At 48.2% G+C, this 14,616-nt stretch carries 10 protein-coding genes; 6 read left to right on the top strand and 4 right to left on the bottom strand.

The window, feature by feature from the left end; all coding sequences use genetic code 11:
* The first annotated feature begins 78 nt into the window (after positions 1-78).
* The 3 genes from AMS66_RS21460 to AMS66_RS21450 all read left to right on the top strand — a co-directional run bounded on the left by AMS66_RS21460 (position 79) and on the right by AMS66_RS21450 (position 5,181).
* A complete protein-coding gene (locus AMS66_RS21460) occupies positions 79-2,073 on the top strand; it encodes an S-layer homology domain-containing protein (RefSeq protein ID WP_053782715.1) in 1,995 nt (664 codons plus the stop codon).
* Between the two features lie 166 nt (positions 2,074-2,239).
* Positions 2,240-4,048 carry a sensor histidine kinase gene (locus AMS66_RS21455; RefSeq protein ID WP_160319724.1) on the top strand — a complete coding sequence of 603 codons (1,809 nt, stop codon included), beginning with the start codon at positions 2,240-2,242 and terminating at the stop codon, positions 4,046-4,048.
* Positions 4,045-5,181: a response regulator gene (locus AMS66_RS21450; protein WP_053782713.1), complete on the top strand. Its 1,137-nt coding sequence runs from the start codon at positions 4,045-4,047 to the stop codon at positions 5,179-5,181. The genes AMS66_RS21455 and AMS66_RS21450 overlap by 4 nt, the downstream gene beginning before the upstream one ends.
* Positions 5,182-5,327: 146 nt before the next feature.
* Here the strand turns inward: AMS66_RS21450 and uxaC are convergent, their stop codons facing one another.
* Entirely contained in the window at positions 5,328-6,770 is a 1,443-nt protein-coding gene (gene uxaC, locus AMS66_RS21445; protein WP_053782712.1) for a glucuronate isomerase, read from the bottom strand.
* Between the two features lie 205 nt (positions 6,771-6,975).
* Between uxaC and AMS66_RS21440 the strand changes: the two genes are divergently transcribed.
* A complete protein-coding gene (locus tag AMS66_RS21440) occupies positions 6,976-7,722 on the top strand; it encodes an MBL fold metallo-hydrolase (RefSeq protein WP_053782711.1) in 747 nt (248 codons plus the stop codon).
* 87 nt (positions 7,723-7,809) lie between these two features.
* Here AMS66_RS21440 and AMS66_RS21435 read toward each other — a convergent pair whose 3' ends face one another.
* The 3 genes from AMS66_RS21435 to AMS66_RS21425 form a co-directional block, all read right to left on the bottom strand.
* Positions 7,810-8,424: a hypothetical protein gene (locus AMS66_RS21435; protein WP_144424563.1), complete on the bottom strand. Its 615-nt coding sequence runs from the start codon at positions 8,422-8,424 to the stop codon at positions 7,810-7,812.
* Positions 8,425-8,624: 200 nt separating this feature from the next.
* A complete protein-coding gene (locus AMS66_RS21430; protein ID WP_053782709.1) occupies positions 8,625-10,103 on the bottom strand; it encodes an alpha-amylase in 1,479 nt (492 codons plus the stop codon).
* A gap of 156 nt (positions 10,104-10,259) precedes the next feature.
* Positions 10,260-12,590: an ATP-dependent DNA helicase gene (locus AMS66_RS21425; protein ID WP_053782708.1), complete on the bottom strand. Its 2,331-nt coding sequence runs from the start codon at positions 12,588-12,590 to the stop codon at positions 10,260-10,262.
* Between the two features lie 367 nt (positions 12,591-12,957).
* Between AMS66_RS21425 and AMS66_RS21420 the strand changes: the two genes are divergently transcribed.
* Positions 12,958-13,455 carry an antibiotic biosynthesis monooxygenase family protein gene (locus AMS66_RS21420; RefSeq protein WP_053782707.1) on the top strand — a complete coding sequence of 166 codons (498 nt, stop codon included), beginning with the start codon at positions 12,958-12,960 and terminating at the stop codon, positions 13,453-13,455.
* A 303-nt stretch (positions 13,456-13,758) separates the two neighbouring features.
* Positions 13,759-14,616, top strand: an 858-nt coding sequence (locus AMS66_RS34065; RefSeq protein ID WP_407944565.1) for an LTA synthase family protein, incomplete at its 3' end; no start/stop codon positions are given.

Below are 14,616 nucleotides of genomic sequence, written 5' to 3'. Positions count from 1 at the left end.
TCATTTTGCCGTCATTGGCGGCAGATATACTTGTTTTAAAAGCAATTAGTCACAATTTGAAGGAGATGAAGGTTCTAAATGAACAGATTTACAATAGGAAAAACAGGCTTGGTGCTGGCTTTGTTTGCCGCCTTGCTAAGCGGCTGTGTAACCAACAGAAGCTCCATCGTAGTTGAATATCCCACTGGAAAACCGAGTGAAGGTACCCAGCTATTCTTCCGATATTCAACTGGAGAAGTTGTACAGGTTCCAGATATCGGAGATAACAGCAGTATAGAAACTATGATGGATATTGATAAAAAGATCGTTGGGGGATATGCTCAAGCGGATGGAATAGCTTGGGTTCCTCAGACTGGTTACCCTTCCGGTAATGCAGATGGTAACCGAATTCAACTTGTGAACATTCCAAATACCAAACCAGCAACTGCCGCAGATCATGTTAAGCTAACTAAAGCACCCGAGGCGTCTCCCAACTATCCAGGATATCTAAGTTATACGGTGGCTGTATACGATAATCAAAATCAACTCGTTAACAACCAAACCGAAATCTTCATGCATGGAGACGATCCAAACCTGGAGTTTCATAGCCTGAACGTCTATGGTGATCAATCAGTTAAAAATGGATATTCATACTTTACACAGGGTGGAGGACTTGTGACTTTTGCAATCAAATCGGTACCCATTACAAAGCCTATTAGCGTATACTCCGGCTCGACTTTACTTACCGATAATTTGTTATCCATAGTAACCGATGTGAAAGTAACTAGTCCTAACGAAGTCTATTCGCTTCAAACAGGTGAAACCATGACTTTGAATGCTGAAATTATGCCATTAGACGCGATTAACCCTACCGTAACCTGGTCTGTAATTAACGAGACAGGAACAGCAACCATTGACGCTACGACAGGTTTGCTTACCGCCGGAGATCTGGGAACCGTCTTGGTACAGGCTACTGCAACAGATGGTAGCGGAGTCGTTGGCAGTGTTCGAGTCACGATCACGCCAATTCCCATTCTGGTGAATTCCATTGCGGTGAGTGGAAGCAATTCCGTTCAAGCGGGCCAATCTACTCCGCTTACTGCAAGTATTCTGCCAGCCGATGCTACCAATCGTTCGATTGTATGGACAGTACAGAACGGAACAGGCAAAGCGACCATTGATACGAACGGAGTACTGACTGGAACTTCCGCAGGAACCGTTCTGGTTCAAGCCAAAGCAGCAGATCTTTCAGGCGTGTCCGGAACCAAAACCGTTGAGATCACCGCGATCAACAATGGTGGTACCGGAGGCAACTCAGGTGGAGGTACTGGAGGTAGTTCAGGTGGCGGTTCAAGCTCAACGCCGACCACCACCCCAACACCAGCACCAACACCTGTCGTAAAGCCAGAGCCGACTCCCGAGCCAACTACCACACCAACCGTTGTACCAGGGCCGAAATTCAACGAGCAGGTCGTGAATTTGGATAACCTTATGACGAGCCTCAACCAAAAAATTAAAGCAGCACAGTCCAGTCCCGCTGTACAATTATCGGATACAAGCACACACTGGGCTGCAACGACAGTGAATACCTTCTTGAAGCTGGGAGTCGTAACAGGGTATGCCGATGGCTCCTTCCACCCGAACGCCAGCATCACACGTGCCGAGTTTGCAACGCTGATCGCCAAAGTATTTGATCTGTCCAGCAGCCAAGGCAGTGCAATGAGTGATGTGTCCGGTCACTGGGCGGAAGCTTCCATTCGTTCCCTGCAAGGTAAGGGCGTGTTGTCGGGCTACCCCGACGGAACATTTAAGCCAAACCAGGAGATTAAGCGTTCCGAGATGATCGCCATCATTTCCCGCATTATGGATCTGACGAATGTAATCACGACGGAAGCCCCTGTCTTCACGGACCTTGAACAGACCTGGAATAAAGAGCAACTTCAGCAGGCTGCTGCAGCCGGAATCATCACAGGAGACGGAAAAGGAGAGTTCCATCCCTCGAACTCAGCCTCCCGTGCTGAAGCACTGACGATTGTGCTGCGAGTGCTCCAATCCACCCCCGAGCTTGGTACACTATTGGACTCGATCCAATAAGTCTAGAATCACATCAGTCCGCTCGGCCTCTCGAAGGCAGAGCGGGCTTTTTTCAAACAAATAAAATTTAAATGCCCCTTTCAAACACATATGTTTTTGACTCTCTTTCTGATAAAATTGGAAGCATATTATGCAAGAATATGACTTGATTAAAGGCGGCTCATCTATGAACTATAATCTGTACTTATCTGCACTGCTGATGGCTGCAACCTGCTGTTCTTTAATGTTGGCTTACCTCTCCTACAAAAGAAGGAACCTGCCCATTGCCGTTAGTTACGGCCTCGGGATGTTTGTCAGTTCCTTTTATACATTCGGATACGCGTTTGAAATCGTTAGCGGGAATCTGGACCATATCCGATTCTGGCTTCGAATCGAATATATCGGCATCCTGCTCGGCCCCGTCTTTTTCTTTCTCATGGTCCTGCAATATACGGGCCGAGAAGCATGGGTACGTAAGCGTAACGTTATATTGCTGCTAATTGTACCTCTCTTTACGTTTATCGCACATATTACCAATGAGTGGCACCACCTGTACTACAAGAGTATGATGATCGATAACTCCGCAGGTTTCCCTCTGTTCTCTTTTGAGAAAGGGCCCTTATATCAGGTTCATGTCCTGTTCTCCTACACGCTGTTTTTTATTGGTGTTTTCTTCCTTATACAGATGTTCCGCCGTGCTATACCACGCATGAAAAAGCAAATCGCACTGATGATAATTGGCTCCTGGGGGCCATTCGGTTTTTCTCTTGTTTACTTAAGTGGCGTGCTCCATTCACCCATCGATATCTCACCTTTCGGCTTTATCATCTCGGGTGTCTTCTATATGTGGGGAATCTTTCAATTCAACATGCTTCGTTTGGCTCCACTGGCTTGGCAAAAGGTGTTCGAGTCCATGCAGGATGCTGTCATTGTCTTTGATCTGGACCACGTATTAACCAGCTTCAATCGCTCTGCACGTGGAGTTATTGAGGGGCTTCACCCCAAAAATATTGGTCAGCCTGCAAGTCTTGTCCTTGCTGATTACCCACTGCTACTGGAGAAATTGATTGAGCAACCCTCTTTTGCCAGCAAAGTTCAGCTATCCGGCGGGCAAAGTAACAAGTTTTATAATGTGCATTTTTCTCTGGTAACCCACCGCGGCGGGAAACCCATCGGCAGAATGCTGTTGATCAGCGATGTGACTGAAGCCATCCGGGCAGAGGATAAGCTTCGGGATAATGCCAGACAACTAACTGAATTGAACACATTCAAGGACAGAATGTTCAGTGTGGTCGCCCATGATATTCGTGATCCCATTGCCGTTCTTGTCAATCTGATGGATTTGCTCGAAGAAGAAATACAGGACTTCGGCGGGGATTCGGAGGAGATTGTTCAGGAGATGAGGCAACAGATCCAGAATACGTTCGCTTTGGTGGAAGGACTGCTCGAATGGTTTCGCAGTCAGGGCGGAGGCCAGGTCTTTCATCCAGTGGAGCGGAACCTGACCCATTCCGTTGAAGCGAGCATTCGTCTGCTTCGCTTGCGCAGTGAAAATAAGCAGATTCAGATCATTTCAAACATTTCGTCGAGGATCTCCGTTTATGCAGACAAGGATATGCTCGATCTAATCCTTCGAAACCTGTTATCCAACAGTATCAAATTCACCAATTCGGGAGGGCAAATTACATTACACGCTGAACGGGTGGATCAGCATATTGTGATATCGGTCAGCGATACAGGGAAAGGCATCTCGGACGAACAAGCCCGATCTCTTCTACAGGACGAGTATCCGATGTCAGCCACAGGTACAGCTGGAGAACGAGGGATCGGGTTTGGATTGAATCTGTGCAGAGAGTTCGTGCGCTTGAACGGTGGCGAGATCTGGTTTGACAGCAAACTCTCACAGGGCAGCAATTTCTACTTTTCCGTTCCGGTTCCTCCTGAACCCTCAACAGCACAGCCACTATTCTCTATGAAGGCGGGGATTGGCGCATGAAAGTCATTCTGGTGGATGATGAGAAAGCCATGCATCTTATTATGAAAAAAATGCTGGCCAAGATCGGGAAAGTCCAGATTGTGGGCGCATTTCTGGATACCACGGCCGCAACAGCATATATGGCCGATCATGAGGTAGACTTGATTTTTGTAGATATCAACATGCCTAGGGAGAGCGGACTCGAATTTGCAGAGGGGCTGCGAAAGCTGGGAAAACAGACACGAATCGTCTTTATCACCTCTCACAAGGAATATGCCTTATCTGCTTTTGATGTCTTCGCCTTTGACTATATGATTAAACCTGTGGATCAGAATAGACTTCAGCAGACTGTTCACCGGGCCCTTGAGGAATGGCGTAAAAGCCAGGTAGCTGAGACCACGGAGGTGTCACAGGCTCAGTCTGTCGAATTCAATGGACTGGGGAGAATTGAAATTCAGAGTCCCCAAGGAATCAAAACCAAATGGAAATCCAGCAAAAGCGCAGAACTTTTCGCGTATCTGCTCATTCATAAAGGCCGGCTGGTGTCCAGGGCACGACTGATTGAAGATATTTTTGGAAGCATGCCGCAGAAAAATGCGGAGGTCTATCTCAATACGACGGTCTATCAACTACGTAAACTGCTGGATGCGTACGGATTGAAACAAGTACTTCACACGGACAACAACCATTACGCTCTGAATTTGACGGATATCACCGTAGATTTCCTTCGTTTTGAAGAGGGTTGTAAGATGCTTTCTGTCATTCAATCTGAGGAGGACATCGAACAGGCGCGAACACTGGAGCAATTATATGTGGGCGATTTATTCGGGGATAATGTCTATACCTGGGCCTGGAGTGAGATCGAGCGATTGTCGATCATGTATACCGCGTTATCCCGTCGATTATGTCAGGCCCTGCTGAGAGTACGCGACATCAGCTCAGCCACCCTTTTACTCAAGAAGCTCCTCTCTCGCAACGAATTGGACGAGGAAGCATTAATGCTGCTCATGCAGGCGTTAACTACACAGAAGAACAGAGAGGCGCTGATCGAGCAGTACGCGCATTTTGCGAATCAGTTGCTTCAGGAAATCGGTACAGGCCCTTCTGCTGAAGTGTCTGCTCTATATGCCCAGCTGTTGTCCGAACTGGAATAGATATGAGATAAATGGTATGGACCCACATGAAAGAAGCTCCCTTCAAGTCGTCAGGTTGATAATTTAACCCGAATACATTAGGGGAGCATTTTATTACCCGAAAGAGACGGGTTATATGAGTCGAGAAAGACGTTTATTTTACCGGATCAGGACTGCGAAGCAGAGACCGTTTTCAGTGCGGATGCAAAAGGGAAATACTCCTTCGCATTGTTGTAGGCAATGCCTTGAACGATCTGTCCGAGCAGTTCCATATCATGTGGTACCTCACCCTGTTCGGCCCATTCACCGATGAGATTGCAGACCAGACGGCGGAAATACTCATGTCTTGTGTAGGAGAGGAAACTGCGGGAATCGGTCAGCATACCGACAAAACGGCTAATCAGACCGACATTCGCCAGCGCCTTCATTTGAGCGAGCATGCCGTCCTTCGTATCGTTAAACCACCAGGCTGCACCAAGCTGGATTTTGCCTGGAATGCCGCCACCCTGGAAGCTGCCAATAATCGCTGCGAGCACTTCATTGTCCCGGGGATTCAAGGAATACAGGATTGTTTTCGGTAACGCCTGCTCCTGATCAAGTGCATCCAGCAGGCCGATGACTGCCGAGGAAAGCGGTGTATCATTCACCGCATCATATCCGGTATCCGGACCAAGCTGGGCGAACATCCGACTGTTATTGTTGCGGGCAGCATTAATATGGAACTGCATCACCCAGCCACGATCGGCGTACAGTTTGCCGAGGAAAGTCAACGTTACCGTCTTGTACTTGTCCTCTTCCTCACGGCTAACCTTCTGCCCAGCGAGAGCCTTCGCAAATATAGCCCCTGCCTCCTCCCGTGTAGCCACACCGAAAGGTACATAATCCAGTGCATGATCCGATACTCTGCCACCTACAGAATGGAAGAACTCCACCCGGGATTCAAGTGCAGCAAGGAATGAATCATAATCGGAAATGGCCGTTCCAGCTGCCTGTGATAGTTTGCCCACCCATTCCGAGAAGGTATCACGGTTCAATTCCAACCCTTTATCCGGACGGAAAGAAGGCAGTACGGCTGTATCGAATCCTTCAATCTCCTGAATTTTCAAGTGATATTCCAGAGAATCACAAGGATCATCGGTTGTGCATACCACGGTGACCTTGGATTTGGTAATCAGATCACGTGCACCGAATCCGTCACTGTTCAGCTTCGCCTTTACTTTTTCCCAGATGGCCGGGGCGCTCGCCTCATTCAACACTTCATAGACACCGAAATAACGCTGTAATTCCAGATGAGACCACGCGTACAGCGGGTTACCAATCATCATTGGCACGGTTTTGGCATACGCCAGAAAACGATCGTAATCCGTTACGCCTTCTCCACCCGTAATGTACTGCTCCTCAATTCCGTTTGCGCGCATCAGCCGCCATTTATAGTGATCGCCGTATAACCAGGCCTCTGTAATATTACCGAATGTTTTGTTCTCGTAGATTTCCTGTGGACTGAGATGGCAATGATAGTCAATAATCGGCATGTCTTTCGCAAAATCCTCATATAACTTGATCGCCGTTTCATTATGCAGCAAAAATTGTTCATCCAGAAAAGATTTCATTCGCCTCGCACGCTCCCTTTAGGTGAGTTTACGTTCATATGGGTTCACTTCCCAATCTTTACGCTACACTGTTTGCCCACAAAGTTCAATATAAAATGATAGCGTTATCACAAAAGGTTGATTTAGGCATATTTCCTGGAACAAGGTATACTGTTTTTAATTGCAATTATGCTGATTTGAAGATCATGAGAAGGAGATGAAATCAATGAAAATTACATTTCTCGGTACGGGAGACATGTTCAGCGTGGAGCAGCACCACAACAGTATGCTGGCTGAGTTCGGAGATACACATCTGGTGATTGATTTTCCAGAGTCGAATGCGAAAGCATTGAAAGAATACGGCTTTCCAATGACAGATATCCACAATGTGTTTATTACCCATCTGCATGAAGACCATATTAACGGTGTACAGATGCTCGGATATTATGCACAGATTGTGGGCGACCGCAAGCCACAACTGTTTATCCACGAAGAGCTGGTTGATCCGTTATGGAATATTTTATCCCCAGGCATGCGTTATACAACCGATGGGGAGCGCACGATGAGCGACTACTATGATATCGTACCTTTACCGGATGGAGGCACATTTGAGCTGGGGGGCGTGACGTTTGAGACTTTTCGAACACAACACGTGCCGGGTATGGTCAGCAATGGCCTGCTTGCGAAGCCTTATTTCTACTATAGCGCGGATAGCACGCTAGATCAGGAGCGGGTGCAGCAGGCCGCCGCAGACGTACAGCTCATTTTCCATGAATGTCATATGCATGATCTGGTGATTAAATCACACACCTCACTGCAGGATCTGCAACAGCTACCTGCCGAAGTAAGACAGAAAACCGTGCTGATGCATTATCATGATGAATACGCCGATGCGGACAAACGGGCACAGTTCAACCGCGAACATGATCTAAGAATGGTAGGCACGCTGGAATCGTTTGAACTGGCAGTGTAACACGCGACTTGAGCCATATGTAGCTCCAAAATGAAGAGGCAGCATCCATTCAGGTTCCTTTGAAGGAGCTTATCGGGCGCTGCCTTTCTACTGATCTTCTTTCCATGATTTCATATATTCAATAGTTTCAGGAGATGGTTCAGCTCTAACATGAATGTAATCTTCCGTTCGCTGATCATTTGGTCCGTAGGAAATTTTAATGTACATATCCTCATATATTTTAATGATATTGCTGTGGATCTCCGCTTTTGGCTTCAGAATATAATCTCTGCTTAAACTCAATCCCAACGGTTCTTTTCCAGGCCCCAGGGTAATCTCGTGCGTATTTCCAGTATTGGAGTTAAGAAGCTCTGTGGCATTGATGCTATTCATCAAGGATGGATCAAGTGTAAAAGACTGTATCACATTGACCATCGGTACCCGGGCCTCTTTAACAGAAATCTCATATATAATGCGGTCTAGATCAGATTCATGACTAACTCTAACAGTAGCAGTCAAGCTATAATCATCTGGCAAATGCTTCTGAAAGGAATCCGGGTTTCTCAGCAAACGCTGGGTCAAATCCCTTCGCTCAGTATTCAGCGTATAATCATCCGTTCGCTTCGGTTCCCCCCTCGGCCCCTTGTTTGTTCCCAAACTGCAAGCCCCCAGACAAATCGCCATCACAAGCAGCCACAACCCCAAGTGTAGTAATCTACTCACCCGATTCCCCCCCTCGGTATTATCTATCTAAGACGATCACTAATTGATGTTAGAGCAATCGATACATTGGTTTATTATTCCACATAAGGATAACACGAATAAGATTAGTCCATCTAACATAAAAAACCACCTGCCTGGCAGATGGTCGCCAGTTCAGGTGGTTTACTATTCTATATGAAGATTTAATGATCCTCAACGTTTTATTGAGCGGCAGATTCCTCACCCTGATCCGGGAGAGCCCACACGGAGACGCCCCCGCCACATACATGGAAGGTAGCCCAGCCGTCTTTCTCAATGGTAGTGCTGTCTTCACAGCTGTGCGTGAGATCAGTCCAGACTTCGCCAGCACGGTGCTCGCCAACAAACATCCTTTTCTCACCATCATCACCATTCGAGATAACTACTGCACAACCGGAGCCTTCGATTTCTTCGACCCCACGACGTACCCATCCAATCGTGTTCGCGTGGTCGAAGTAATCCTCCTGCTCTCCATAAGCTTTGTCGTAACGAGCTGACATCAGAATGTCCAGAATGTCCTTCTTGCCCTCGACAGGTTCGGGGCCACCTATGCCGTAATAATCACCGTAAAAGACAACCGGGTAACCGTCACGACGCAGCAGCGTCAGCGCGTATGCGCTCGGCTTAAACCAGTCGCCTACCCAGGATTCCAGCGCTTCATGCGGCTGGGAATCATGGTTATCGACAAACGTTACCGCATGCGTTGGATGCGTCTGCACCAGGGTATCATTGAAAATCTTGGAAAGATCGAAGTCCCGGCCAGCCAGAGAGGCTTCATGAAGTTTGTAATGCAGGGACACATCGAACAGATCAATCTGATAGTCCACCGTATCCAGAAATTCACGGCATGCATCGAGATTGGAGTTCCAGAACTCACCCACAATGTAGAAATCCTGACCCCGTTTGCGAATCATCTCAGCCGCAAATTCCTTGATGAATTCATGGTTGATATGCTTGATCGCATCCAGCCGGAAACCACCGCATTGAAGCGTGTCGATGAGCCATTTTCCCCATTGGAGCATTTCCTGCCGGACATCCGGGTGATTGTAATCAATATTGGCGAACATCAGGTAGTCATAGTTGCCGAACTCATCGTCGACATTCTGATTCCAGTTCTTGTTCTCACCTGCGATGCGGAACACACCGCTCCGTTCCTCCTTGGCATCAAAGTCGGTGCCGTTGAAATGTTCAGCGTTCCACTTGAAAGAGGAGTATTGGTCCCCACGTCCAGGAAACGTAAATTTGGTCCAGCCCTCAATTTCGAACGGTTTGGAGATTTCCTTCAATCGATCATTGGGATCGACCTCAATCACCTTAAAGACTTCCGTCTCATCCGCTCCAGCCTTATGATTCATCACCAGATCCACATAGACGGCTATACCGTTCTTCTGGCACTCGGCGATCGCCTCAACCAACTCCTGCTTAGTCCCGTATTTGGTGCGGACGCTGCCCTTTTGGTCAAATTCGCCCAGATCGTACAGGTCATATACCCCATAACCGGTATCCTCAGCCGAAACAGCTTTGGTCACGGGAGGCACCCATACCGTATCAATTCCCTTGGATTTCAGCTCCGGCGCCATTTCGGCCAGTCGCTTCCAGTGGTTTCCGTCTGCGGCCAGGTGCCATTCAAAAAACTGCATCATCGTATGATTTCTCTTCATTCCCAACCGACCTCCTTGATTGCTTTCGAAGCGGACCGCGAAGTGGTATATAATCGCAGTTGTTCATTCGGTTGCTAACCAAGTTATAACCCTTTGGACCCCTATTTCAATCATGCGAAGGAAAGAAATCTGAAAAAGATGGTTATCTTTTTTTGACTATTTATCATTATTGGGTAAAATCCGCTTGTAGTCTTGCCATTCTTCAGGCAGTAATGAACGATACGGCTCCTCGGTGAAACGATCATCCACGAGTACCAGCACACCCTTGTCTTCTTCCGTACGAATCAGCCTTCCTCCCGCCTGAAGCACCTTGTTCATTCCGGGAAAAATGTAAGCATAATTAAAGCCATTGCGCCCTGTCCGACTATAATAATCACGAAGCACGTTGTTCTCCAGTCCAATCTGGGGAAGTCCGGCACCGACGACCACTACTCCATTCAAGCGATCACCGGGGAGATCCACGCCTTCGGAAAATACACCGCCCATAACGGCAAATACCAATCGTGTTCGTTCAGGATGGGGCTGGAACGCGTTCAGAAACGCCTCCCGTTCCTCTTCACTCATACCCTGCTCCTGCATTACGACTTCTGCCTCCCCCGGCTGTTCCATATACGTCCCATGTACTTCTCGCATATACGGATAGGATGGGAAGAAGACAAGCAGGTTGCTATGGGGCCACTCGGCAACAAGCTGGCGCAGCATATTGGCAATAGGCTGTCTGGAACGTTCACGGTCCCGATAGCGAATCGATAATGGCAGCAATCTCACATCCAGCTGCTCCCGCTGGAAAGGCGAAGGAATACGCAAAGTATAATCTTCTTCCTCCGCACCTAGCATATCCCGGTAATAACCAAGGGGTGACAATGTCGCAGAGAAATGAATCGTGGAACGGAACCCTTTGGCAGTCTGTCGCAGCAGCACGGATGGATCAAGGCAGAACAGCTTCACTCGTACTTCACTTCGCACACATTCGGCATAGGTAATGAAACGTTCATCGTACAGCTTGGCAATGCGCAGGAAATTCTGTGCTGTGAAATAGGCTTCCAGCAGCAATTCATCCGTCTCCGCATTTCCCGAACCGCCTTCAACAAGGCATTGCTCCGCAACCATGACAAAAGGCTCCAGCAATTCAATCAGCTCCTCTGGCGCCTCCTGCTGCAGCAATTTGCCCTCTCCCCCGCCATTCTTGCGAAGCGTGATCAAATATTTATCGATGGCACCCGTACGATCTGCGATGGCTTTAGCAGCGGTCACACTGCTGCCCAGCGCCTGGAATTCCCTTTTGACATCCAGAAAGACCGCCTTCTCCAGCTCTGCTGAAAACATCATTCGGCCCCGATCGACCAGATTATGCGCCTCATCGACCAGTAGAACCGTCTTACGCTTCTGCTCCTCCAACATGCGTTTGAGAGAGATGCGCGGATCAAAAATATAGTTATAATCGCAGATCACCGCATCCGCTGCATACGCAGCATCCAATGAAAATTCAAACGGACAAACCCGATGCTTGCGCGCGTACTGTTCAATAACCGGGCGTGTCATTAACGTCTCATGTTCCAGCATATCCAGCACGGCCCCATTAATACGGTCATAATATCCTTCGCACATGCCACATTGTCCCGTATCACAGGCTTCCTCTTCCTTGAAACAGATCTTGTCCTTCGCGGTCAGACTGATCACATGCATCTTCAATCCTTCCGCCTGCATCCGGGCAAAAGCCTCTTCTGCCGCAACTCGGGTCGTTGTTCTTGCGGTCAGATAGAACAATCGTTTGGCTTCCCCTTCACCAATCGCCTTGACCGTGGGAAAGAGTACCGACATCGTTTTGCCAATACCCGTTGGCGCCTTCGCCATCAGTCCCTGCCCCTCGCGAATCGTCTTGTATACTGCTCCGGCCAGCTTACGCTGTCCCTCCCTGTATTTACGAAAAGGAAAAGGCAGCTCTCGCACGCTTATATCGCGCTTCTCTTCATAAGCCACAATCATCTCTGCATATGGCGCATAGCCAGCGACCAGCTCTGCTGCAAACTGTTCAAGCTCCTGCCGTTCCAGCATCCGCCGAAACCGTCTTTCTTCATTGCTCACGGTGTGCACGTACGTAAGCTGTACCTGCATACGGGGTTCATCATACTGAACAGCGTACATATAGGCATACATCATGGCCTGCGCCCAGTGTACGGGGGCCCCGGCGCCCAGATCGTCCAAGTTTCCCGCAGTCGATTTGATCTCATCCACCGTCAGCTGACCCTCCAGACGAATCAGCCCGTCGCATCGGCCTTCCACCACGTAGGTCAAGTCTCCATGTTGCAGTTCCACTTCGAGAACCACTTCTTTCAGATCCTCTTCTGTGTAATCCTTCTGCACTCGCTGATGTATCCGAGTTCCCTCCTGCATCGATGCATTGGTGCGAAACCCCGGACGTATGCTGCCACTGCGGTACACATATTCCACCAAAGGCCTGACTGATATTCGAATTGCGGTTGTCATGCGATCACCCGTTCTGATTGTAGTCTCTATACTTTATCACGAAAAGCCGTGCTCAAACCAGCTAGTCAGCGGATTGGACTCGCCCCTTCCCATATGCTATGTTGGGGTGTATAAGTTGAACTAGTTAATGTTACACTTCCACTCCGATGACAGAACACTCTTCCGATCGCTGTTATCCCCAGATTTTTTTGATTCATTTTTACAAAGGTTAAAATTTGGGGATAAAGGCGAAGCTTATGCTTACGATGCAGCTTTCTTGCAGAAAGCTTTTAGCTTTGCTTCTCCAACTTATTTCTGTCCTCTACGTTCTCGTGTAAAAGTGTAGTTAAACTTATATAGAATGTACGTAAATAAGGAGGCAGCTTCTATGTATATCTATTTGGTCCCTTCACCGATTCCGGATGCACTTGCTGCATATCCGCATCTGACTTTGCGCAGCGAGGAACAGGTTCGTTTGGCCATTGAATCGACAGAACGTCTGATGAACATTGAGTCCGACGACAACGTGGCGGCGTATGAAGCGTTTGATGCCGCAGGCTCCTGGACAGGCGGCGGTTATGCTGTTCTGAACAATATACCCGTAACAGAAGATGGACGGAACGACTTCGAGGAACGCTTCAAAAACCGTGCACGCAAAGTAGAAGACGAACCCGGTTTTGTCGGTATTCGTGTGCTTCGTCCGCTGAAGGATGATACGTATGTCGTGCTTACCCTTTGGCAGTCCGAAGATCATTTCAAAAACTGGCAGCAGTCCCAAGCCTATAACCATGCTCACCGCAACCGCAGCAGTAGTGAAGGGCTGACAGCACAGAAGCCCACCATGTTTCCAAGACCATCATTCGTCACGACATTCACCATAGAGTAAATGAACGGGAGCAAACCTGATACGATGCTCCTCGATGTACAAGTTTCAAATGTATTGTGATCATGCTTTGGGCAAGGTTCATTTGCACTTCAAAATGACAGCCCTTCCCGCCTCTCCTTAATAGGAAGAGGCTTTTTTGGAGATGCTAGGTCCTGAATGACCCAAGCCCACCTCTCTTTATTCCAATAATTGCAAACTACAAGCAATTAAGCAATTAAGAACTTAGTTACTTTTGACACGACATGCCATGAGATAGCATAATACTTGTTAAATGAAACTTCGGAAAGGAAGGAAGGCGGTATCTTGTCACGCAATTCACTCACCCGGTTTCTAAGCGGACCGTTTATAGTGTTCACCGTTATTATGATGATCAAAAGCTCTCTGGCCTGGATTGTGATCTTCGATGACATCCCCGTCTGGAAACCGCTGCTGACAGAGTTGCCGCTGATCTGGATCTGCTTCTGTCTGATTGAGTGGTTCGCAGCCAAACGCCGGATGTGGCTATATCTCGGACTAAATCTGGTGCTATCGGGCATCTTCTTCGCAGCCATCATGTACTACAAATATTATGGTGTCATCGTCAATTATCACGCGCTCGCACAGGTTAATCAGGTAACTTCGGTCAAGAGCAGCATGTTCTCTTTGCTTGATCCGTATTATTTGTTTATTTTTGCAGATATTCTGGTTATCGCAGGGGTTTTGATTCGTCGCCGGATCAAGCTCGGCGGGACTGAACGTCCAGGCAGAGTGCCGCTTGAACGAAGCGCCAGAAGACGAATTGCCTCGGTCATTCTGATCCTGTCGATGGTGCTGTGCATGCTCAACATATATCCCAACCGGGCGAGCATGAGCGAAATTACACAGGCGGAGCAAATGGGGATTCTCGGATATGAAGCGTACACCATCCTGGCGGATCGGCCAGATAAACCCGTGCCCCTTGATCAAATTAATCAGAATCATATCGATGAGATTAAACAAACGACCGCATTACCTTCTGTTGTGAAGCAGGGCGCAGCCAAGGGGCGCAACGTCATTGTCCTCCAGCTCGAATCATTCCAGAACTTTCTGATCGGATTGCAGGTGGACGGACAGGAAGTTACACCCCATCTGAATGAGCTGGCTGGACAAAGCCTGTATTTCCCCAACTTTTATCAGCAAGTG

Source organism: Paenibacillus xylanivorans, from assembly GCF_001280595.1.
GTDB classification, from domain to species: domain Bacteria; phylum Bacillota; class Bacilli; order Paenibacillales; family Paenibacillaceae; genus Paenibacillus; species Paenibacillus xylanivorans.
The sequence above is the reverse complement of the archived record's forward strand: the minus strand, read 5'-3'. Positions and strand labels throughout refer to the sequence as shown.